We start from the raw sequence: 22,947 nt of genomic DNA on the forward strand, positions 1-22,947 counted from the left end.
TCTGCGGACGGTGCGCAATACGGCACGCGTCCGATGCTGTCCGAGCATAGGGCAGGCGACGCGCGTCGCGGCTGAATCGTTATGAATCGGCTCGAGCGCGGCGCCGCTGCGTCGCCTGCGGCGCGGGCGCTTCGCGGATGCGCCGGACGCGACACGCTTCAGCGCGGCCGGCCACGCAGGCAGGCGGCCGCCGTGCCGAGCCGTGGCCGGTTCGGCGCTTTCAGAAAAATTCAGTTCGCCGCCATGACATTCAGGCTGGCGTTCCCTAGTCTTGCTTCCGAACCGCCGCACGTGCCGGGCGCCATCCTGTCGGCCCGGCACGCGGCGCAACCGGAACGGACCATGTCTCATCTGATCTCGCCGGGAGCCGGTATCGCAATCGGCTTCCTGTACCACCGCGTGCGCGTGCAATCGCCCGCGGCGCCGCTGATCGCGCCAGCGCGCCTGCTCGGCATCGTCGTTGACGAGCAGGCGGTCCCGCTCGCCGCGCAGGTCCGCGATGCGGACTCCGCCGACAAAACCGCGGAGGCGACGACATGCAGCCCGCGCAAGTAACGGCAGCGGGCGCGGCGGCCCCCGATCCCCTGCGCGGCGAGGACGTGTTCCTCGCATCGATCGCCGGCTATGTCGACACGCTCGGCTTTGTCGCGCTGTTCGGGCTCTTTACCGCGCACGTCACCGGCAACTTCATCCTGATCGGTTCGGGCCTCGCCGGCGTCGGCCAGGGCCTCACGATCAAATGGCTCGCGTTTCCGGCGTTCATCGCGGGAATCGTGGCCGCCCGCCTGCTCGATCACCGGATGCGCGTGCGCGGGCATGGCCCTCGGGCGCGCTCGCTGTACGCGCTGCAGACGATCCTGCTGGCCGGATTCATGCTCGCTGGCGTCGCGGCGTCGCCGATCGGCAGCGCCGATGCGCCCGCGACGATCGTCTGCGGGCTGCTCGGTGCGGCGGCAATGGGCGTGCAGAACGCGCACGGCCGGCTGACCGCGCGCGCCGTCGTCGCGAACACCGTGATGACCGGCAACGTCACGCAGGCTGTCATCGATGCATTCGACTGGCTCGTGCCGATCGCCGCGCCGGCCGAACGGGAAACCGCCCGCGCGCGGCTGCGACGCACGCTGCCGCCGGTCGCCGGTTTCGCGCTCGGCGCGGGCGCCGGCGCGAGCGCCTACCTGTACGCCGGGTTCTGGGCACTGGCGCTGCCGCTCGCGGCGCTCGGCTTCCTCACCTGGCGATCCGGCCGGACCGGCGAGCCGTACGCGTCGCGCTGAACGCCGATTCCGCACGCGGCATCGGCTGCCTGCGCCACCGGGGCTGCGGCGAGCCGCCCCGCGTTTTTCATTTCTTCAACGCTGATTTCAAGCACGGCTTGATCCAGGCCGGCAAGCGGGAGACGGCTCGACCGTTCGCGGCTGCTCGCGTGGAAGCCGGGACTCGGGGTGGCGGATGCACGAATCACGCACCACGCACATCGCGACCGACTCGAAGAAATCGATACCGAGCGTCCCAAGCACGCAGGCATCGTTCAACGTGATCGAGCAGCCCGGGAAGGCGTTGGAACCTGTCTGCGAACCGTTCGATCGACGCTGCGGGCGGTCACGGAAAGAGTCGCGTCACGCGCGCGCGGTGAACCGGTCGACGAGGTCCGGATGACCGAGCTGTTCGACCCACCAGCGCAGCGCGCGCCCGGCTTCGTCGGCGCGCCACGCGATATAGCAATGGGTCGTGTCGCGCATGCCGGTGACTTCCCGCGCGACCAGCCTGCCTTGCGCGATCGCGGGCGCCGCGATGCAGTCCGGGAGCGTACCCACCGCGAGTCCTTCGCATTGCGCGGCCAGTTTCGCCGCGAGCGTCGGCACCGCGAGATACGGTTGGCCAGCGTCAATCGCGACCGACTGCGGCTGAAGTTCGCGGGACGTGTCGGAGATCACCGCGCCGCGATACTCGACGATCGACGCCATCGACAGCGGTTCGGGCAGCGCCGCGAGCGGATGGGTAGGGGCGAGCGCGAACACGTGCCGGAGCGTGCCGATTGGCTGCGCCACGATGTCCGGCAGTTCGGGCGGCTCGCCCGCCGCGCCGACGATCAGATCGGTCCGCCGCGAAATCAGCGCATCCCAGGTGCCGCCGAGCACTTCGGTGGAGAGTCGCAGCCGCGTGTCCATGTCAAGCTCGTAGAACGCGTGGACGTATGGCCACATCATGTCGAAGGGCAGTATCTCGGCGATGCAGACGCGGACCTCGGTTTCCCACCCTTGCTGCGCGCGTTGTGCCTTCCGTTCAAGCTGTTCGGCAGCATGAAGAAGACGACGGCCTTCCTCGACGACGACGCGGCCCGCGCGCGTGAGCTTCGCACGACGCCCGCTGCGATCGAACAACGCGACGTCGAGGTCGCTCTCGAGCTTCTGTACGACGTACGTCAGTGCAGACGGCACGCGGTGCACCAACTCCGCCGCGTCAGCAAACGTACCGGTGCGTTCGATCGCGTCCAGTGCCTCGAGTGCTTCGAAAGACAGCTTCATGGCGAATTCCGCTAGGGCATCGGACGGTGTCGGACCGTCGCGCGACGCTGAATCCAATACTGTTCACGACGGTTCGTTACCCGACGTGCCGAGACACGCACGCCTGTGCGCCAACGGTCGGGTCGCCGCCGCGTTGGCTCGACGTCTGCCTGTCACGTCGGTGTCGATTCGCGGCGCTTCACGGAAGCGTCGGTGTGTGCGCCGGGCAGTGCGCCGAACATGTGCTGGCTGCACTTTGCGTCGCGCCACGCGGTTCCCGGCCGGATTCCGTCGATCATCCGTCGCACCACGGGAAGAATCTGTTCGCCGGCCAGAATGCCGAGCAGGCCGACCAGGGCGACGGCGGGCGGCGCCGGCGATTGCACGCCGATCAGCGCGTAAACGACGCCGGCGAGGATGCCGGCGAAAAGTGAAGCAGTGTACGGTTTCATAGGTCCGGAATGGAATGACGGCCGTTAAAAAATATGGATGAATACCGGTCTGGCGTCGATCCGAAAGTCTTGGGCCAGCCTATCAGGTCTGCGCGTTCGTCGTTGGCCCATTCAACGAAATTCAGATCTTTTCAGTCTGAATTTGGAGCGTGGCGAGAATCAGAACAATTAACTGGCGCGGTCGCATATTCACGTATTGAATGACGCAGGCCGACTGCCGACGCTTCCGACACCGCGCATTGGATGCTTCGGGGATTCGTCGGCCAGGCGAGCCTCATTTTCTCCGCGTCAAAGGACATCATCACCATGAGCAATCCGAAGCTTGAAGTACTTACTCCGCACAACAGCCAGCTGATCTTCATCGACCAGCAGCCGCAGATGGCGTTCGGCGTGCAGTCGATCGATCGCCAGACGCTGAAGAACAACGTCGTCGGGCTCGCGAAGGCCGCGAAGGTCTTCAACATCCCGACCACGATCACGACGGTCGAAAGCGAGAGCTTCTCGGGCCACACCTATCCCGAACTGCTCGACGTGTTCCCGAACCAGAAGACGCTCGAACGCACGTCGATGAACTCGTGGGACGACCAGAAGGTGCGCGACGCGCTCGCCGCGAACGGCCGCAAGAAGGTGGTCGTGTCGGGCCTGTGGACCGAGGTCTGCAATACGACGTTCGCGCTGTGCGCGATGCTGGAAGGCGACTACGAGATCTACATGGTCGCCGACGCATCGGGCGGCACGTCGCTGGCTGCGCACGACATCGCGATGCAGCGCATGGTGCAGGCCGGCGTGGTGCCGGTCACGTGGCAGCAGGTCCTGCTCGAATGGCAGCGCGACTGGGCGCACCGCGAGACGTACGACGCGGTGATGGCGATCGCGAAGGAGCATTCGGGCGCATACGGGATGGGCGTGGACTACGCGTACACGATGCTCCACAAGGCGCCGCAACGCACCGCGACGCCGCACGAGTCGATTCCGCCCGTTCCGGCGAAGTAAGCGCGGACGGCCTGCAACGGCTGATGCCGGTGCGGCGGGTTCGATGCGAACGCGCCGCATTGGCTCCATTGCCGCGGGCGGCGGACGTGACCGAAACACGAATGCCGCCCGCGGCATGCTGGTCGGAACACTGCGCCTGCATTTGAAATTGTCCGGGAGATTTATTGCATGGAACCTTATCTGGTTTCCCTTGGTGCGGGCGTGCTGATCGGTGTGATTTACAGCGCCATCAAGGTTCGCTCTCCCGCACCGCCGCTGATTGCGCTGGTCGGGTTGCTCGGCATGCTGATCGGCGTGCAAGCCTTACCCACCGTCAAACAACTCTTTGGCTTCTGATCGACAAGAGGTGATGCATATGACCGCAACCGTGACCCAACCGGATCTGATCCTGCATAACGGACGATTCACGACGCTCGACCGCGCGAACCCCGTCGCGACGGCGGTCGCGATTGCCGCCGGGCGCTTCGTCGCCGTCGGCAGCGAAGCGGACGTGATGCCGCTCGCGGGCCGCGCGACGAAGGTGGTCGATCTCGGCGGCCGCGGCGTGCTGCCGGGCCTGATCGACAACCACTGCCACGTGATTCGTGGCGGACTGAACTACAACATGGAACTGCGCTGGGACGGCGTGCCGTCGCTCGCGGTCGCGATGGAGATGCTGAAGCGCCAGGTCGCGATCACGCCCGCGCCGCAGTGGGTGCGCGTGGTCGGCGGCTTCACCGAACATCAGTTCGTGGAGAAACGGCTGCCGACGATCGACGAACTCAATGCAGTCGCGCCCGATACGCCCGTGTTCATCCTGCACCTGTACGATCGCGCGTTGCTGAACGCGGCGGCGCTGCGTGTCGTCGGCTATACGAAGGACACGCCGGAGCCGCCTGGCGGGACCATCCTTCGCGATGCCGCCGGCAATCCGACCGGCCTGCTGCTCGCGAACCCGAACGCTACGATCCTCTACGCGACGCTCGCGAAGGGCCCGAAGCTGCCGTTCGAGTATCAGTACAACTCGACGCGCCATTTCATGCGCGAGCTGAACCGGCTGGGCGTGACGGGCGTGATCGACGCGGGCGGCGGTTCACAGAATTATCCCGACGATTACGAAGTGATCCGCAAGCTGCACGACTCGGGCGAGATGACGATCCGGATCGCGTACAACCTGTTCACGCAGAAGCCGAACGCGGAGAAGGAAGACTTCGTGAACTGGACGAAGAGCGTCAAGTACCACGATGGAACCGACTACTTCCGCAATAACGGCGCCGGCGAGATGCTGGCGTTTTCCGCGGCCGATTTCGAAGACTTTCGCGTAGCACGGCCGGACCTGCCGGAGCAGATGGAGGACGATCTCGAAGGCGTCGTGCGCGTGCTCGCGGAAAACCGTTGGCCGTGGCGCATGCATGCGACCTACGACGAAACGATCAGCCGCGCGCTCGACGTGTTCGAGAAGGTCAACGCGGACGTCCCGCTTGAAGGGCTGAACTGGTTCTTCGATCACGCGGAAACGATCACCGAGAAATCGATGGATCGAATCGCCGCGCTCGGCGGCGGTATCGCGGTGCAGCACCGGATGGCGTACCAGGGCGAATACTTTGTCGAGCGCTACGGCGCGCAAGCCGCCGAGGCGACGCCGCCTGTCGCGAAGATGCTCGCCAAGGGGCTCAAGGTGTCGGCCGGCACCGACGCGACGCGCGTCGCGTCGTACAACCCGTGGGTGTCGCTCGCATGGCTCGTGACGGGCAAGACGGTCGGCGGCATGCGCATGTATCCGCAGCGCAACCTGCTCGATCGCGAAACCGCGCTGCGGATGTGGACCGAGTACGTGACGTGGTTCTCGAACGAAGAGGGCAAGAAAGGACGCATCGCGGTGGGGCAGCTTGCCGACTTGGTCGTCCCGGATCGCGATTTCTTCGCGTGTGCGGAGGACGATATCGCCGCCACGACCGCGTTGCTGACGGTGGTCGACGGGAAGATCGTGTGGGGCGCGGGGCCATTCGCATCGCACGACGCGCCGATCCCGCCGGCGATGCCGGACTGGTCGCCCGTGCGCGAGTTCGGCGGTTACGGCGGCTGGGGCGCGACGCAGCGCAACGGCGCGCCGCTGCAACGCGCGGCGGCCGCCGCGATGTGCGCCTGCGCGAATGAATGCACCGTTCACCAGCATGCGCACGCAGGCGCATGGGGGAGCGCGTTGCCGACGTCCGACGCGAAGGGCTTCTGGGGCGCGTTCGGGTGCTCTTGCTGGGCGATCTGATAGGGCGATGCATACCACTTGCGACTCCGCGGCATGGGTCCGCACGCGGGTGTCGCGGCCGTGGGTGCTGCCGAAATGGCCGCCGAGTTCTGGAACATGACACACATTGCGCGCTTCATGGCCCATAACGCATTTTTCGAAGCTCCGGGATTGATCGGTGGGCTCGTCCTCGTCACCGTGCTCGACGATAGACGAGACCCCCGCTCGCACGGTCCCGCAATTCGGTGATGTCGCGACGACCGTGCTGAAACGACGAGTCTGCTCCGGCCGGCCCGCCCGCCCAGGAAGTCGCGCGCGTCCGGTTGCGGCGCGCGCTGCCGCCGCGGTGCTCGTGTTTCCCGCCTGTCGTCCGGGCCGCCCGGATGAGCGGCCGGCATCCCGCTGAATCCAAATCCGCGCGCGGCCCGAGGCCGCGCGCGTCACCATCAAGGAGAAAACCGATGAGTTCACTGAACCTGCGCAACATGCTGCGCATGACCGCCGCGTCGTCGGCCGTGCTCGCCGCGCTGCTGGTCGGCGCGCCGGCACTCGCCGACGAAACTCACCTCGACGACGTCGCGTCGCCGGCCGCCGCGGCGCGCTTCCCCGCGATCGCGGTCGGCCCGCAGTACGACACGACTCACGTGTGCGTGGCGCCGGAAGACTTCGACCGGTTTACCGACAGCTTCGTCGCGACCTTCGGCGGCAAGAAGTCGAAGCAGGGCGTGTTCCAGGTCACGCCGACGCCGAGCCAGACGATGTCGCAGCTCGTGCTCACGCCGGTCGGCACGATCTCGGTGTTCGGCTTCAAGACGCCGATTCCGTATCCGTTCTGTGAGGAACGCACCGGCTATCTCGTCACGGACATGGACGTCGCGGTGAAAGCGGCGCGCGCGCATGGCGCGGACATCGTCGTGACGACGTTCCCCGATCCGATCGGGCGCGACGCGATCGTTCGCTGGCCGGGCGGCGTGAACATGCAGCTGTACTGGCACACGCAGGCGCCGAACTACGACGCGCTGCAGACGGTGCCGGAGAATCGCGTGTACGTATCGCCGGAAAGCGCGAGCAAGCTCGCACACAACTTCGCCGCGTTCTCGCACGGCAAGATCGTGTCCGACGTGCGCCATGCACCGGGCATCGAGATCGGCCGGCCGAACGACACGTATCGCCGCATTCGCATCGAATCGGGCTTCGGCAAGATGACCGTGCTCGCGACCGACGGCCACCTGCCTTACCCGTTCGGGCGCGAAATGACGGGCTACGAAGTGGCCGATCTCGCCGCGACGCTGAAGCAGGCCGAAGCGGCCGGCGTGACGGTGCTCGTGCCGCCGTTCAAGTCGGACGGCCGTGACGCGGCGCTCGTGCAGTTCCCGGGCGGCTACGTCGCCGAAATCCACGCGCGATCGAAATGACGGTGCGCCGGCCGATGAAGCGATCGTGGCGCGGCGCGCTGCCGTGCGTCGTGCTGGCGGGGGGCGCCGCGTTGCACGCGGGGGCGGCCGTCGGCGCCGATGCCGATGTAGCGGCGGCCGGCGCGGCCGCGTCGCCGGCCGCGGCCGCCGCGGCGTCGTGCACCGCGAAGCGCCCGACGGTGCTGTTCAACCGTTGGCAGGAAGACTGGTCGGTGCTCGCGAATCCGTGCGTGCCGCGCAAGCCGTTCGATGCGCTGAAGTACGTGAGGCTCGGCGACGATCCGTCGACCTATCTGTCGCTCGGCGCCAACCTGCGCGAACGCTTCGAGCTGAACAACGCGCCGCTGTTCGGCCTGGGCGCCGCGCATGACGACAACTACGTGATCCAGCGCGCGAACGTGCATGCGGACCTGCGGTATCGCGGGCATCTGCAGGCGTTCGTGCAGTTCGTCGATGCGCGGCCGTTCGGCAAGGACACGGTCGGCCCGGTCGACAAGGATCAGCTCGACCTCGAGCAGGCGTTCGTCGCGTACGTCGATCAACTGGGGCCGGGCACGTTCAAGACGCGGATCGGCCGGCAGGAGATGGCGTTCGACCTGCAGCGTTTCGTGTCGGTGCGCGACGGCCCGAACGTGCGGCAGGCGTACGACGGACTGTGGACCGATTACGAAATCGGCAAATGGCGGCTGATCGGCTATGTGACGCGCCCGGTGCAGTATCGCAATGCGGCCATGTTCGACGACGTGTCGAACCGGCACCTGCGATTCGACGGCGTGCGCGTCGAGCGCACCGGAACCGGGCCCGGCGATCTGTCGGCGTACTGGTCGCGCTATACGCGCGACAACGCGCGCTATCCGGATGCATCCGGCACCGAGCGGCGCGACGTATTCGACATGCGCTACGCGGGCAAGACCGACGGATTCGACTGGGACGTCGAGGCGATGCTGCAGACGGGCCACGTCGGGCAGGACACGGTCGGCGCGTGGGCGTTCGGCGCGCTGGGCGGCTACACGTTCGCGAAGACGGCCGGCACGCCGCGCATCGGCATCCAGGTCGACGGTGCGTCGGGCGACGCGCATCCGGGCGACCGGCGCGTCGGCACGTTCAACCCGATGTTTCCGAACGGCTATTACTTCACGCTCGCCGGCTATACCGGATACAGCAACCTGATCCATGTGAAGCCCTCGCTGACCTTCAAGCCGGCCAGTTCGGTCACGGTGCTCACCGCCGTCGGCTTCCAGTGGCGGCAGACGACTGCCGACGCGATCTACGGGCAGGGGATGTCGGCGGTGCCGGGCACGGCCGGCAAGGGCGGCGCGTGGACGGGGATGTACGCGCAGGCGCGCGTCGACTGGCTCGTCGACGCGAACGTCGCGCTCGCGCTCGAGGCCGTGCACTTCCAGCTCGGCTCGTCGATTCGCGCACTCGGCGCGCGCAATGCCGACTATGTCGGGATGGAAGCGAAGTTCGGCTGGTGACGCGTCGCGTCGCCGCGCGTATCAGCACTGCGCGCTGGCGAGCGATTCGACGCAATCGATGAACGCGGTCACGCGCTTCGAGCCGCGCTGGTTCGGCAGGTACAGGGCGGTGATCACCACGCGCCGAGCCCGGCGTCACGCCGTACTGTCCGAACAGCCGCTGCAGGCGGCCTGCTTCGAGATCCGCACCGACCAGTCAGTCGGGCAGCAGCGCGATGCCGGCACTGTCGAGCGCGGCCTCGGTGTCTTCAGGACAATTCAGGCGCCGCTCAGGATTTTCGCCGCGGCGCCCGATAAGCTGCGCGGCATCGCGTGTCGTGCGGGTCGTTCCGTTCATGGCCGGGCGCGCGCACGTTTCGTCACGGAGATCGCATGAAGACCCTGTTCCGGCACGCGTGCGTTGCGCATGCGGCCCGTTTGCTGATCGTGGCCGGGTGCGTGGGCCTGTCGACGCCTGCGGCGTTTGCGCAGGCCGGCGTGCAGCCCGACGTCCACGCCAATGCGCAACCCGAAGCGCAATCCACGGCGCAATCCATGGCGCCTGCCCCCGCCGCGGCCCGGCAGCCTCCCGGCTTCTACCGACTGAAGATCGGCGACTTCACGGTGATCGCGCTGTCCGACGGCACCCATCCGTTTCCGGTCGACACGGTGTTTCGCGACATCTCGAAGGCCGAGATCCGGCGCGACCTCGACCGCGCATTCCTGGAGCCGCCCGTGCAGGGGTCGATCAATGCGTTCCTGGTCGATACCGGATCGAAGCGGATCCTCGTCGATGCGGGCGCCGGCACGCTGTACGGCGATTGCTGCGGCAAGCTGCTCGACGACCTGCGCGCGGCGGGCTATGCACCCGAACAGATCGACGAAGTGCTGCTCACGCACCTGCACAAGGACCATGTCGGCGGCATTGCGTCGAACGGCGCGATGACGTTTCCGAATGCCGTCGTGCGGGTGAACGCGGTCGAGGCCGCGTATTGGCTCGATCCCGCCAACAAGGCGAAAGCGCCGGCGTTCCTCGCGTCGTTCTTCGATGCGGCCGCCGCGGCCGTCGCGCCTTATGTCAAGGCCGGCCGCTTCGAGACGTTTCGCGGCGAAGCGACGCTGGGGCCCGGCATTCGCGCGGTGCCGATGCCCGGCCATACGCCGGGCCATACGGCTTATCTGATCGAGAGCGGCCACGCGGGCCTGCTCGCGTGGGGCGACATCGTGCACGTGGCGGCGATCCAGTTGCGGGACGTGAACGCGACGGTCCAGTACGACAGCGATGCCGGCGCCGCACGCCGCACGCGGCGGGACACGCTGAAGCGCGTCGCCGATCGACGCTATCTCGTCGGTGCCGCGCATATCGCGTTTCCCGGGCTCGGCCACCTGCGCCGGGACGGTGCGCAATACGACTGGGTGCCGGTCAACTATGACGCGACGCCGGTGCGGTGACGCCCCGGCGTGCGTCCAGGCCGCCGGTCAGCGCGACCGTGCGCGCCGCCACGCGCCGGGCGGATGGCCGACGATCCGCACGAATACGCGGTTCAGATGGCTCTGGTCGGCGAAGCCGCACGCGACCGCGATGTCGGCCAGCGTCATATCGGACGTCTCGATCAGTTCGCGCGCGCGCATCACGCGCTGTTCGAGCAGCCACTGGTGCGGCGTGCGGCCGGTGGTGCGCGAGAACGCGCGGATGAAATAACCGCGCGACAGGTCGCATTCGTTCGCCACTTCCTCGATCGATACGCCGAGGTCCGCCTTTTCCATCAACAGTTCCTGGGCGAGCGCCACCTTCGCGGGCGACAGCACGCCCTTGCGCTCGAGTTCGCACGCACGCGCGTTGCCGTAGCGGCGCACGAGATGCGTGCCCATCGCGAGCCCGACCTGTTCGATGAACAGCGCGTTCAGCGGGCCGGGTGCGTCGAGGCTGTCCGCCACCGCGTGCGCGAGATGGCCGAGGACCGGATCGCGTACGTCTGGGCGGCACGTGAGGCCGCTGATCGGCTGGCCGCCGTGCTCGGGGCCGACGTGTTCGAGATACGCATGCGGCAGCTCGACCAGCACGAAGTCGAAGTTGCCGTACAGGTCCGCGTGGAAAGGGCGCGAGAAGTCGCGAATGTAGATCGAGTGATGCTGGAACCGGCGCTCGCTCGCGCCGGCGTGCCCATAGAGCGTGCGGCGATGGCCGCCGCCCAGCGACACGCCGACCAGGAAGCCGCGATCGCACGCGGGCATCTCGATCCGTTCGACGTGCGCTTCGCTCATGCATTTGCGGTGAAGCCTCAGGCCGCCGGCCGCCGTCTCGATATCCTTCGACAGCAGGCTCGACACGCAGCCGAGCGTGTCTTTCGGCCGCCGCGGTGGCGATGCCACCGCGGCGGCGATGACGGAGTCTGACATGGAATTCCCCAGCGAGGGACTCGGAGCTGAAATGACGAGTCCAGTTTAGATGCGCACGCGGACGTTCAAAATGAATTTGCATAAACGTCCGCTCGTCATCCTGACAATTTGCTTTCAATGCGAGCGTGCGGTGAGTGCGTGTCCCGGCGCAACGCCTGCGCAAGCGGCCCGGCAGAGTATAGCGCCCCACTTTTACACGCAAGTGATCGTGCGCCCGGGCCCGCCCGGAATGCGCGAACAGCGCATTTTCCTCCAAGATTTTCGGCGACCGTCCGTCTACACTCGGTCCGGAATTCGACATTTTCCGTCCGGTGCAAGGTGCGCCGGACGCGGACTTCCTGCCGGGTGAACTGCCGCGTTCATCCGGCAGTCATCTCGAGGGACCGGAGGCGGCCATGATTCAGATCGGAACTTTGTCGGTGGATTTCGAGCAACGCGACATTCGTCGTCAAGGCGCGTCGCTGCGCATCGGCGCGCGCGCGCTCGACATTCTCGAAGTCCTGCACCGCGCCAGCGGTTCGGTCGTGTCGAAAGACGACATCATGGACGCGGTCTGGCCGGGCCTGATCGTCGAGGAAAACCGGCTTCAGGTGCATGTGGCGACGCTGCGCAAGGCGCTCGGCGCGAGCCGCGATCTGATCAAGACGGTGCCCGGCCGTGGCTACCTCCTGGTGGCGAACGCGTCGTCCGGCCCGGACCTCGCGTCCGCGCCCGAAGCGCCGGCCGTCGCCGCACCGCCCGATGCCCCCGTGTCCTCGCAGATCGCACCGCTCGTCGGGCGCGACGCCGAACTCGCGCAGATCGTCGACATGCTCGAACGCACGCCGGTCGTCACGCTCGTCGGCGCGGGCGGAATCGGCAAGACGAGCCTTGCGGTGCGCGTCGCGCACGGCGTGCGCAGCCGCTCGCGCGAGCGCGTGCTGTTCGTGGAGCTGGCGCGCGCGTCGACGCGCGACGACATGCTGATCGCACTCGCCGCCGAGCTCGGCCTCGATACGCAGGGCGTGCCCGCCGTCGACCGCATCGCCGACGCGTTCGCGACGGCGCGTTGCCTGCTCGTGCTCGACAACGCGGAGCACATCGTCGATCTGGTGGCGAGCCTCGTCGAAACGCTGACGTCGAGCGCCGGCTCGCTGCGCGTGCTCGTGACGAGCCGCGAGCCGCTGCACATCTCGGCCGAAGCGGTGCTGCGCATGAGCCCGCTCGCGGTGCCGGACGGCAACGCGTCCCTCGACGAAATCGTCCGCTGCTCGGCCGTCGAGCTGTTCCTGGAACGCGTGCGCGCGGCCGCGCCGGATTGCGCGATCGATGAAACCGGCGTGCGGCTGATCGGCGACATCTGCCGGCGCCTCGACGGGCTGCCGCTCGCGATCGAACTGGCCGCGGCGCGCGTGGCGACGCTCGGGCTCGCGGTCGTCGCATCGCGCCTCGACGACCGGCTGAACCTGCTGACCGGCGGGCTGCGCTCGGCACTGCCGCGTCATCAGACGCTGCGCGCGACGTTCGACTGGAGCTATGTGCTGCTCGATGGGGCCGCGCGCGCCCTGTTTCGCCGGATGGGGTGCTTCATCGGGCCGTTTTCGTTCGATGCCGCGCGCGCGGTCGCCACCGAGCCCGGTACATCGGCTGCTGACTTGATCGCGGTGCTCGGCGAGCTGGTGGCGAAATCGCTGGTGACGGTCGAGTTCCATGGCGCGTATGCGCGCTACCGGCTGACCGAATCGACGCGTGCGTACGCGCTGGAAAAACTGCACAACGAAGGCGAGTTCGAGCGCATCGTCGCGCGCCACGCGGAGTACGAGCGCGAGCGAGCGCCGGCGCGTCCCGCGGCGCTGGCCGACGCGCCGGCCGCGGATGCGCACGCGCCGGCCGTGGATGAACCGGCGGACGCCGCCGAGGCCGCAGGCGTGCCCGAACCCGACCGACTGGCGCGCGCGCTGCTGGAGCCGTCGCGGATGCGCGCGTGCACGGCGCGCGCCCGCCAGGTACTCGACGAACTTGACACGGGCGCCGCGGGCCCGGTCGACGCCGCGCGCGAGATGCGGCTTCGGGCGGCCTGCGCATCGGCGCTGCTGCATACCGACGGCGACGCACTGGCCGCCGCCGCGATGTGGGACCGCACGCTCGGTCTCGCCACGCACATCGGCGACGATGCGTTCGATGCGCGCGCGCTGGTGGGGCTGTGGAACACGATGCTGACGCTGTCGGACATTCACGAATCGCTGCGCTACGCGACGCGTTTCGAGCGGGCGGCGGAGCGGCGCGGCGACCGTTCGCAGCGGTTGCTGGCGAACACGATGGTCGCGACGTCGCTGCATTACTTCGGCGAGCATGCGCAGGCGCGCGAGCGGCTGGAAGCGGCGACGGCCGAGCTCGCCGACGCGTGCGAGCCGTCGTGCGCGCAGCCCGCGCTGGGCGTCGACATGGCGACGCTGGGGCGCACGATGCTGATCCGTCTGCTCTGGATGCAAGGCGAACCCGAGCACGCGATGCGCATCGCCGCGCAAGCGGTCGAGCACGCGCGCCGCGGCCCGTCGCCGCTCACGCTGTGCATCGTGCTCGGCGCGGCCGCCGTGCCGATCGCCCTGCGCTACGGCGATCACGACATCACGACAGACTATCTCGCGACGCTGCGCGCGACCGCCGACGCGCACGGCTTCGACATCTGGCGCAGTCACGCGGAATGCCTGACCGGCCAGTTCGACATCCAGGCCGGCCATCCCGGCGCCGGCCTCGCCCGGCTCGAACCCGCGCTGCGGCACGTCGAGGCGAGCGGATTCCGGCGCGTGCTCGCGCCGTTGACCGTCGCGTACGCGGAGGGCCTCGTGCGAACCGGCCGCGCCGATGAAGCGCGCATCCGGCTCGATGCGACGCTCGCACGCTGCCGCGCGCACGGCGAGCACCTGTTCGTCCCCGAGCTGCTGCGCGTGAGAGGCGTCGCGATGCTCGAACAGGCGCGCACCGTCGGCGCGAATCTCGCCGCGGCGTACGAGGCCGACGGGCATCGTCATCTGCAGATGGCGATCCAGACCGCGAACGCGCAGGGCGCCGCGATGTGGGCGCTGCGCAGCTCGCTCGATCTCGCCGATCACCTGATCGAGCGCGGGCACACCGGGCAAGCATCGGCGCTGGTCGCCGGCGTCGCGCGGCACTTCGATCCGCATTCGCGCGCACACGACGTGCGTCGCTTGCTGCGCGTGCAGAACTTCGTCCGTCAGGATGCGCCGCTCGCGCCATGCCTGACCCGCGCGCGACGCGATGCCGCCGACGCGGCGCAGCAGGCCGCATGACGATGCGCGATTCCGGTGCAGCCGCGCGGCCGCGCGATCAAAGCGTGCGTCTCGACGTGCGCGGTGCAGCCGCTTTCCGGGCCGCGGCGAGAAGCGGGGCGTGCCGCGCGGCGCCGCGCACGAGCGCGCGCGGGAGGCCCGACGGTGCTTAGAGCGACGGAACCCGCGCGCTCGGCGGACCTCGTCGTCTTCAACGGCAAGATCGCGACCCAGGACGAACAGCGCTCGTTCGTCCGCGCGCTCGCCGTGAAGGACGGGACCATCGTCGCGACCGGCGACGATCGCGACGTGCTGCGCCATGCGCACGACGGCACGACCTGCATCGATCTGCATGGCCGCACCGTGATTCCGGGCCTGATCGATGCGCACCTGCAGGCGATACGCGGCGGGATGAACTTCAATCTCGAGGTGCGCTGGGACGGCGTGTCGTCGCTTGCCGACGCGCTCGAGCTGCTGGGCCGGCAAGTACGACGCACGCCCGCGCCGCAATGGGCGCGCGTGGCGGGCGGCTGGACCGCGCTGCAGTTCGCGGAAAAGCGCGGCCCGACGGCGGCCGAGCTCAACGCGATCGCGCCCGACACGCCGGTATTCATCCAGCATCTGGGCGACTGCGCGTGGCTGAACGCGGCCGCGCTGCGCGCGCTCGGCTACGGGCGCGACACGCCCGATCCGCCCGGCGGCGAACTGCGACGCGACCGCCATGGGCGGCCGACCGGGCTGCTGATCGCGCGTGCGGACCCGGCGGTGCTGTTCGCGGCGCTCGCCCACGCGCCCATGCTCGATGCGGCCGACCGGGTCAACTCGACGCGGCAGTTCATGCGCGCGCTGAACCGCGTCGGCGTGACGAGCGCGATCGACGCCGGCGGCGACGGCCTCGCGTATCCGGACGACTATGCGGCGGTCGCGACGCTCGCGCGGCGCGGCGAATTGACGACGCGCATCGCCTATGCGTTGGGCGCGCGGCACGCCGGCCGGGAGCTCGACGACTTCGCGAAATGGATCGCGCTGACGGCGCCCGGCGACGGCGACGCGTTCCTGCGCGCGAACGGCGCCGGCGCGCGGCTGCTGTTCTCGGCGGTCGATCTCGGGAATTTTCTCGAGCCGCGCGTCGACCTGCCCGCGTCGATCGACGTGGAGCTGGCGGCCATCGTCCGGCTGCTCGTGCACCACCGCTGGCCGTTCCGGTTGCATGCGACCTACGACGAATCGATCGGCCGCTTCCTCGACGTGTTCGAAGCGGTGGATCGCGACACGCCGTTCGACGGGCTGCGCTGGTGCTTCGATCGCTGCGAGGCGATTTCGGATGCCAATATCGCGCGTGTCGCGGCGCTGGGCGGCGGCATCACCGTGCAGCCGCGCATGGCGTTCCAGGGCGAAGCCTTCATCGCGCGCCATGGTGCGGCGGCGGCCACGCGTGCGCCGCCGATCCGCGCGATGCTCGCGGCCGGGCTACCGGTCGGCGCCGGCTCCGGCGCGATGGGCGCGGCGAGCTACAACCCCTTCGTCGCGCTGTACTGGATGGTATCGGGGCGCTCCGTCGGGGGCACCGCGCTGTATCCGGCGCGCAACCGGCTGGGCCGGATGGAGGCGCTGCGCCGCTACACGGTCGGCAGCGCGTGGTTCTCCACGGACGAGCACCGCAAGGGCGCGCTGGTGCCCGGCCGGTATGCCGATTTCGCGGTGCTGAGCGACGACTACTTCACGATCGACGCGCGGCGCATCCCGGCGTTGTCGTCGGTGCTGACGGTCGTCGGCGGCAAGGTCGTGCACGCGGAGCAGGAATTCTCGCCGCTCGCGCCGCCGCCGCCGCCCGTCAGCCCCGCATGGTCGCCGGTCGCCGAGGGCCGCGTCGACGATGCGGCAGGCGCCGGCGGGCGCGACCGATCGCACGCGGCGGCGGCGGGCGACGCGTGCCCGGCGCCCGGTATCGATGCGTGCCGCGTGCGCGGCCATGGACGCCGCTTCGCGCGGCCGCGCTATCCGACGGCGAGTGCGGACGCCGAACCCTGCGAAGCCTTCGGCCGCTGCTGCGTCGCGTTTTGAGCGGTGCGAGCCGGTGCGCGACGCGCTGCCGGGGCGCCGCCATGCATTGAACGATTTTCCGCCCCGGGTACGGGGCACGAAGGAGACAGAATGAATGTTGCGCACACGCGCGCATTGGCCACCGGCGACGAAGTGGCCGGCGTTCGCATTCCGCGCACGCCCGTTGCGGTCGAGGCAGCCGACGCGGCCCGCGCGTCGTTGCCCGCCGCGCTCGCCGACCATGCGGCGCGCGTGTTCGTGTTCGCGTCGCTCGCCGCGCGGCGTGCAGGCGACGCGTGCGACGCCGACGCACTGTACGTCGCCGCGATGTACGCGAACATGGGATTGAGTCCGGCGTACTGCCGGTCGGCCGAACGCTACGAGCTCGACGGGGCGGACGCCGCGCACGCGCTGCTGCTGCGGCATCGCCGGTCGCGGCGCATGCGCGACGACGTGTGGCACGCGATCGCGCTGCATACGACGCCGGGTGTGGCCGCCCGTACGTCGCCGCTCGCGCGCGCGTTGGCAGGTGCGGTGTCGACGGACCTGATGGCGACCGACTTCGACGCCTACACCCTCGACGAGCGCACGGCGCTGCTCGCGACTTACCCGCGCGGCAGCGGCTTTCGCGAAGCGTTTCTCGACACGGTCGCGCGCGGCGTCGAGCATCGGCCGCAGTCGACGTTCGGCACGTGGAGCGCGGACGTGCTCGAGCGCGCGGATCCGGATTTTCATCGGCCGAATTTCTGCGGGCGCGTACTGGGCGCGCGGTGGAACGACACGTGACGGCGCTGGTCCGGCGTGCGGAGCCGGACGGACGACCGGCTGCATCGCGACACCGCGCGCGGCATGTCGCGCCGTGCGGATTCAGCCGCGTTTGCCCTGCAGCGTCGGAATCTGCTCGAACAGGCTCGCGAGCCAGTCGACGAACACCTTCAGCTTGACCGGGATGTGGCGATTGGGCGGATACAGCACCGAAATCGGCTTGGGCGGCGCGTTGAAATCGGTCAGGACCTCGCGCAGCCGCCCCGACTTCAGGTACGGCTCGACGAGGTACAGCGACGTCTTGATCAGCCCGATGCCGGCGACGCCGCATTCGATGTAGTTGTCCGCGTCGTTGACGGCCACCGTGCCGCACATCTGCACGATGCGCGGCTCGCCGTCGACGACGTAGTCCCACGCACGCGGCCGCCCGGTGTCGGCCGAGATGTGGCTGACCGCCACGTGCTGCGCGAGATCGTCGACGGTCGCGGGCTCGCCGCACCGCGCGAGATAGGCGGGCGACCCGCAGGTGCAGGTGGTCAGGCTGCCGATCCGCCGCGCGATCATCCCCGAATCGTCGAGCGCGCCGATGCGCACCACGCAGTCGACCCCTTCGCCGACGAGATCGATCTGCCGGTCGGTGACGCCGAGTTCGATCATGATGCCCGGATGGGCGTCGAGAAACGCCGGCAGCGCGGGCACCACGACCTGCTTGGCCATCGCGGGCGGCAGGTTCACCTTCAGCCGGCCGCGCGGCACGTTGCGGGCCTGCGAGACCGACGCCTCCATGTCGTCGATCTCGCGCAGCACCGCGACGGAACGTTCGTAATAAGCCTGGCCGTCCTCGGTCAGCGAGATCCGGCGCGTGGTGCGGTTCAGCAGCCGGCAGCCGAGATGCTGCTCGAGTGCGCTCAGCAGCGCGGACACGCGCGGGGTGGTGAGGCCGGTCGTGTCGGACGCGCGCGTGAAGCTGCCGGTTTCGACGATGCGCGTGAACACGCGCATCGAAAGCAAGGTATCCATCGTCGGAAGTTCTCCAGCCTGTCGGCATGCGACGCCGGTGCGTGCCGGCGCCGTCTGGTCGCGTATCGGGTAGCGCGTAGCGGGTGCGACCAAACCGCTATGCGTCGATGCGTTGTCTCAGTGCGTCGCCGGCGAACGGCATTTCGCGCATGCGCTGGCCGGTCGCATCGAAGATCGCGTTGGCCAGTGCGCCGGCGGTCGGCCCCATCGACGCCTCGGCGGCCCCGAGAAACGGCGCGCCGGGGCGATTGACCAGATGGACCGTCACGTTCCGCGGCACGGCCGAGAAGCGCAGGATCGGGTAGCTGCTCCAGTCGAAGCTGCGAATCCGCTCGGTGTCGTACTTCAGCGCCTCGTACAGCGTCCAGCTCGCGGCCTGCACGATGCCGCCCTCGATCTGGTTGCGGATGCCGTCCGGCGACACGATCTGGCCTGCGTCGACGGCGGCTTCCGCGTGTTCGAGCGTCACGTGGCCGGTTTCCGGCACGACCGACACCTCGACCGCGATCGCGACGTAGGCCATCAGGTTCTTGTACTTGCCGAACGCGAAGCCGACGCCGCGGTTGCGCGCGCGCGGCGGCCTCGGCCAGCCGAAGTGCTTCGCGGCGAGCCGGATCACCTGGCGCGCGCGATGGTCCTCCATGTGACGCAGCCGGAATTCGACCGGATCGACGCCGGCTGCGTGCGCGAGTTCGTCCATGAAACTTTCGATCGCCCAGATGTTCGTGTGCGCGCCGAGCGAGCGCATCGCGGACGTCTGCAGCGGCATCGTCGGCGAGAAGTTATTGACGATGTGCTGGTTCGGCAGCGCATACAGCGGAATCGCGTTGCGGTCGGCGCCGCCCTCGGGCTGCAGCATCGGCGTGGACGGCGCGGGCACGAACGGCGGCTCCAGCATGCGCGCGGGCAGCAGCCGGCCCGCGTTGACGATTCGCTCGTTGTGCGAGCTGCTCCACAACGCATAGTTCCAGTCGACGATGCGGCCGCCCGCGTCGAGCGATGCGCTGACCTCGGTCACCATCGCCGGCGTGAAATGATCCCACGTGTGCTCCTGTTCGCGCATCCATTGCACGCGGATCGGCTTGCCGGGCATCGCGGCGGCGATCAGCGCGGCATGCGCGGCCGCGTCGTCCGCCCCGTTGTGTCCGTAACAGCCCGACCCTTCGGTGTGAATGCAGCGCACGCTCGCCTTCGGCATCGACAGCATCTCCGCGAGCGCGTCGCGCAGCGGATAGACGCCCTGCGAGTGGGTCCAGACCGTCATCGTCCCGTTCTCGAGATGCGCGACCGAACACGACGGCCCGATCGACCCGTGCAGCAGGTAATTCTTCAGGAACGTCGCGTTGAGCGTCTTCACGGCCGGCGCGGTGGCCGCATGCGTGTTCGCGATCTCGATGCGCTGCGTCGAGATCCGCTTCAGATCCGCGTGCACGGTGCCGCGATCGGGCAGCGTGCGGCCCGGCGACCAGCGGCAGCCGGAGGCGAGCGCGCGCTGCGCGACCACCGCCTGCCATTCGCCCTGCGCGACCACCGCGAGCATGCTGCCGTTGCGCACGACTCGCACGACGCCCGGCAGCTTCAGGATCGCGGCTTCGTCGAACGACAGCAGCTTCGCGTCGTATACCGGCGGCATCACGACGCGTGCGTGCAGCATGCCGGGCAACTGCATGTCCTGCACGTAGCTGACGCCGCCCGTGACCTTGTTCGGGATGTCGACGCGCGGCAGCGACGTGCCGATCACGGCGAACGTCGCCGGGTTCTTCAGCGGCGACGTGGGCGCAGCATTGCGGTGCAGGTCGACCGTGCGAATCGCGTCGCCGTAGGTCATCGTGCGGCCGTCCGGCGCCTTGATCACCGCGTCGGCGGTCGTCAGCGTGCGCGGATCGACGCCGAAGCGTTTCGCCGCGCCTTCCACCAGCAGCGCGCGCACCTGCGCGGTCGCGTTCAGCAGCGCGGAGCCGCTGTCCGCCATCGTATGGCTGCCGGCGGTCAGTCCTTCGTCCGGCGACGCGCCGGTGTCGGCGGTCAGGAACGTGATCAGCGACGGCTTCATGTCGAGTTCCTCGGCGGCCACCTGCAGCAGTGCGGTGCGCACGCCGGTGCCGAGCTCCACTTTGCCGGTGAACACGGTGACCTTGCCGTCGGGCGCGATCTTGACCCACGCGTCGAGCAAGGGATTGGTCTTCAGGCTGCCGGCCAGCGTCTGAGTGGCTTTCGCGACATGCACGGCCGCGCCTTCGTCGGCGATCACCAGTTGCGCGGCCGCGCGCGACGCAGGCGCGAGGCTGAACGCGACGAACAGCGCGCCGGAGACGATGAAGTGCCGGCGGCCTTCGTCGATGTCGTCGTGGGAATTCATCACAGCCCCTTGCTGATCGTGACGGGAGCGGAAGCGGGTTCGGGGGGCGGCAGCCCCGCGACCGAGCGCACCGCCGCGAGAATCCGCATGTGCGTGCCGCAGCGGCACAGGTTCGGTTCCATGTGCGTGCGCAGTTCCTGCTCGCTCGGCTTCGGATTGCGTTCGAGCAGCGCCTGCGCGCGCATGATCATCCCGGCGATGCAGTAGCCGCACTGCGCGGCCTGGTGCTCGATGAACGCGCGTTGCAGCGGGCCGGGATGCTCGGCGGTGCCGAGGCTCTCGATGGTGCGCACGCTGCGCGAGCCGAGCGCGGCCACCGGCATCAGGCACGAGAAGGTCGGCTTGCCGTCGACGATCACGGTGCAGGCGCCGCATTGTCCCAGGCCGCAGCCGAACTTCGCGCCGTGCAGGTGCAGGTCGTTGCGCAGCGCGTACAGCAGCGGCGTGGACGGATCGATGTCCAGCGTGTGCCGCACGCCGTTGACGGTGAGGGTAATCATCGTGCGGAGTCCTCTTTTCTGAGCCTGGCGGCCATCGCGTTCACGCCGGACCATGCGGGACGATCGGTATAGGTCTCGCGCACGTATGCGGCGAGATCGGCGATCTGCGCGTCGTCGTACTGGTCGATGAACGAAGGCATCATGTTCAGCGTGTCCTCGCCGTGCCAGCCGATGCCGTTGAACATCATCTGGATCGCGTTACGCGGCGTATCGGCGTTGACCGCCGTGCTGAACGCGAGCGTCGGCCGCTCGCCGAGCGACTGCATCGGCGCGGCCGGCCCGTGGCACTGCGCACACGACGCCTGGAACAGCGTTGCGCCGCGCCGCGCGGCCGGCGTCGTCGCGGCGCGCTCTACCGGATTCGCGGCCGCACGCGCGTTCGCCGGTTTCTGGATCGACAGAATGTAGGCGGCGATCGCCTCGACGTCCTCCACCGGCACCGTCGCGAGATCGCGCGTGACCGGCAGCATCGGCCCGGCCGCCGCGCCGTGCTCGCTCGCTCGGCCGGTGCGCAGGTACGTGACGAGCTGCGCCTGCGTCCACGGGCGCGTCGCATGGCCCAGCGTATTGAGCGACGGCGCTTCCCAGCCGTCGACGATGCCGCCGTCGAACGCCTGGCCGCTGCGTTCGCCGCCGATCGCATTCAGCGGCGAATGGCACGACGCGCAGTGGCCGAGCCCGTCGACGAGCATCCTGCCGCGGTTCCATTGCGCGGACTGCGCGGGGTCCGGTTGATACGCGCCTTCGCGCAGGAACAGCACGTTCCAGAACGCGACCAGCGGCCGGAAGTTCAGCGGAAATATCAGGTCGTTGGCGGGCGCCGTCGCGTGTACCGGCTCGCGGGTCATCAGGTAGGCGTACGCGGCGGCGATGTCGTCGTCCGACATCCGCGTGAAATGAACGTACGGAAACGCCGGGTAAAGCGGCCGGCCGTTGCGTCCGATGCCGGTGCGCAGCGCACGAGCGAAGGCATCGCGCGACCAGCGGCCGATCCCCGTTTCGGCGTCCGGCGTGATGTTGGTCGCATAGATCGTGCCGAACGGCGTCGCGAGCGGCAGCCCGCCCGCGAACGGCTTGCCGTCCTTCGCGGTGTGACAGACGACGCAGTCGCCGAGCGCGACGACGCGCGCGCCGGCGCGCACCAGCTGCGGATCGAACGAAGCAGGGGCGGGCGGATCGATCGGCGCGATCGACGGCCGCACCATGATGCCGATCGCGACCGCGAGGCCGACGATCGCGATGCCGGCCGCGCCGAACCAGAGTCGTTTGTGCTTCATGTGCGCTCCAGGCGATGCGGTGCGCCGCAAGCCGTGCGATGCGCGGCAACACCGGACGATGCGTGTCGGCGATGCGTGGTCGTTCGATGCGGCCGCGACCGCCTTACCGCACGGCGATGATTGGCGACGGGGATCATATTGTCACTCCAGCAGTCGATGACGAGCGCAAGCGCCGTCCTGCGCGGCCGCTCATGAAGGCAGTCTACGCAGAGGCCGCGATGATTGCCTGAAGCGCGGGCTGAAACGTTCTGAAAGGTGTCCGGCCCCGG

At 68.9% G+C, this 22,947-nt stretch carries 18 protein-coding genes and 1 pseudogene; 11 read left to right on the forward strand and 8 right to left on the reverse strand.

The features are described 5' to 3' along the window. Positions 1–81: 81 nt before the first annotated feature. Together HWX09_RS33680 and HWX09_RS22105 are read left to right on the forward strand one after the other, a co-directional pair. Complete coding sequence (locus HWX09_RS33680) at positions 82–555, forward strand: DUF1427 family protein (protein WP_227789567.1); 474 nt, start codon at positions 82–84, stop codon at positions 553–555. Further along, positions 537–1,274, forward strand: coding sequence for a YoaK family protein (locus HWX09_RS22105; RefSeq protein WP_027786135.1), 738 nt, complete (start codon positions 537–539; stop codon positions 1,272–1,274). Before HWX09_RS33680 ends, HWX09_RS22105 begins: the two co-directional genes overlap by 19 nt. A gap of 342 nt (positions 1,275–1,616) precedes the next feature. On the opposite strand, the gene HWX09_RS22110 is transcribed toward HWX09_RS22105, so the two are convergent. Next, on the reverse strand, positions 1,617–2,525 hold the full coding sequence (locus HWX09_RS22110) for a LysR family transcriptional regulator (RefSeq protein ID WP_027786134.1): 909 nt from the start codon (positions 2,523–2,525) through the stop codon (positions 1,617–1,619). 152 nt (positions 2,526–2,677) lie between these two features. Then, a complete protein-coding gene (locus HWX09_RS22115) occupies positions 2,678–2,956 on the reverse strand; it encodes a XapX domain-containing protein (RefSeq protein ID WP_027786133.1) in 279 nt (92 codons plus the stop codon). 306 nt (positions 2,957–3,262) lie between these two features. Here HWX09_RS22115 and HWX09_RS22120 point away from each other — a divergent pair, with 306 nt between their 5' ends. From HWX09_RS22120 to HWX09_RS22140, 5 genes are all read left to right on the forward strand, one after another. Next, on the forward strand, positions 3,263–3,949 hold the full coding sequence (locus HWX09_RS22120; RefSeq protein ID WP_027786132.1) for a hydrolase: 687 nt from the start codon (positions 3,263–3,265) through the stop codon (positions 3,947–3,949). Between the two features lie 168 nt (positions 3,950–4,117). After that, positions 4,118–4,285, forward strand: coding sequence for a DUF1427 family protein (locus HWX09_RS22125; RefSeq protein ID WP_034185508.1), 168 nt, complete (start codon positions 4,118–4,120; stop codon positions 4,283–4,285). A 19-nt stretch (positions 4,286–4,304) separates the two neighbouring features. After that, positions 4,305–6,194, forward strand: coding sequence for an amidohydrolase (locus tag HWX09_RS22130; RefSeq protein ID WP_027786131.1), 1,890 nt, complete (start codon positions 4,305–4,307; stop codon positions 6,192–6,194). Positions 6,195–6,634: 440 nt separating this feature from the next. Further along, positions 6,635–7,588 carry a glyoxalase gene (locus HWX09_RS22135; protein WP_027786130.1) on the forward strand — a complete coding sequence of 318 codons (954 nt, stop codon included), beginning with the start codon at positions 6,635–6,637 and terminating at the stop codon, positions 7,586–7,588. A 14-nt stretch (positions 7,589–7,602) separates the two neighbouring features. Next, positions 7,603–9,066 (forward strand): alginate export family protein, encoded by a 1,464-nt coding sequence (locus HWX09_RS22140; RefSeq protein ID WP_027786129.1) that lies wholly within the window; start codon positions 7,603–7,605, stop codon positions 9,064–9,066. A gap of 21 nt (positions 9,067–9,087) precedes the next feature. On the opposite strand, the pseudogene HWX09_RS33995 reads toward HWX09_RS22140, so the two are convergent. Then, positions 9,088–9,307 (reverse strand): annotated as a pseudogene (locus tag HWX09_RS33995) (LysR substrate-binding domain-containing protein); the annotation flags it as partial. Between the two features lie 131 nt (positions 9,308–9,438). On the opposite strand from HWX09_RS33995, the gene HWX09_RS22150 reads away from it, so the two are divergent. Next, entirely contained in the window at positions 9,439–10,497 is a 1,059-nt protein-coding gene (locus HWX09_RS22150) for an MBL fold metallo-hydrolase (protein ID WP_027786127.1), read from the forward strand. A 27-nt stretch (positions 10,498–10,524) separates the two neighbouring features. Here HWX09_RS22150 and HWX09_RS22155 read toward each other — a convergent pair whose 3' ends face one another. Further along, entirely contained in the window at positions 10,525–11,445 is a 921-nt protein-coding gene (locus HWX09_RS22155; RefSeq protein WP_027786126.1) for an AraC family transcriptional regulator, read from the reverse strand. A 395-nt stretch (positions 11,446–11,840) separates the two neighbouring features. On the opposite strand from HWX09_RS22155, the gene HWX09_RS22160 reads away from it, so the two are divergent. The 3 genes from HWX09_RS22160 to HWX09_RS22170 all read left to right on the forward strand — a co-directional run bounded on the left by HWX09_RS22160 (position 11,841) and on the right by HWX09_RS22170 (position 17,543). Continuing rightward, positions 11,841–14,735: a winged helix-turn-helix domain-containing protein gene (locus HWX09_RS22160; protein WP_027786125.1), complete on the forward strand. Its 2,895-nt coding sequence runs from the start codon at positions 11,841–11,843 to the stop codon at positions 14,733–14,735. Positions 14,736–14,879: 144 nt separating this feature from the next. After that, positions 14,880–16,778 (forward strand): amidohydrolase, encoded by a 1,899-nt coding sequence (locus tag HWX09_RS22165; protein ID WP_027786124.1) that lies wholly within the window; start codon positions 14,880–14,882, stop codon positions 16,776–16,778. Between the two features lie 90 nt (positions 16,779–16,868). Then, entirely contained in the window at positions 16,869–17,543 is a 675-nt protein-coding gene (locus HWX09_RS22170) for a hypothetical protein (RefSeq protein ID WP_027786123.1), read from the forward strand. Positions 17,544–17,624: 81 nt separating this feature from the next. Here the strand turns inward: HWX09_RS22170 and HWX09_RS22175 are convergent, their stop codons facing one another. The 4 genes from HWX09_RS22175 to HWX09_RS22190 form a co-directional block, all read right to left on the reverse strand. Then, complete coding sequence (locus HWX09_RS22175; protein WP_027786122.1) at positions 17,625–18,542, reverse strand: LysR family transcriptional regulator; 918 nt, start codon at positions 18,540–18,542, stop codon at positions 17,625–17,627. Between the two features lie 97 nt (positions 18,543–18,639). Beyond that, a complete protein-coding gene (locus HWX09_RS22180; RefSeq protein WP_027786121.1) occupies positions 18,640–20,901 on the reverse strand; it encodes a molybdopterin cofactor-binding domain-containing protein in 2,262 nt (753 codons plus the stop codon). Further along, a complete protein-coding gene (locus HWX09_RS22185) occupies positions 20,901–21,401 on the reverse strand; it encodes a (2Fe-2S)-binding protein (RefSeq protein ID WP_027786120.1) in 501 nt (166 codons plus the stop codon). The genes HWX09_RS22180 and HWX09_RS22185 overlap by 1 nt, the downstream gene beginning before the upstream one ends. Then, a complete protein-coding gene (locus HWX09_RS22190) occupies positions 21,398–22,678 on the reverse strand; it encodes a c-type cytochrome (RefSeq protein WP_027786119.1) in 1,281 nt (426 codons plus the stop codon). Before HWX09_RS22190 ends, HWX09_RS22185 begins: the two co-directional genes overlap by 4 nt. Between the last annotated feature and the right edge of the window lie 269 nt (positions 22,679–22,947).

Origin of the sequence: Burkholderia sp. BCC1208 (assembly GCF_902833095.1) — a bacterium.
Taxonomy (GTDB): Bacteria; Pseudomonadota; Gammaproteobacteria; order Burkholderiales; family Burkholderiaceae; genus Burkholderia.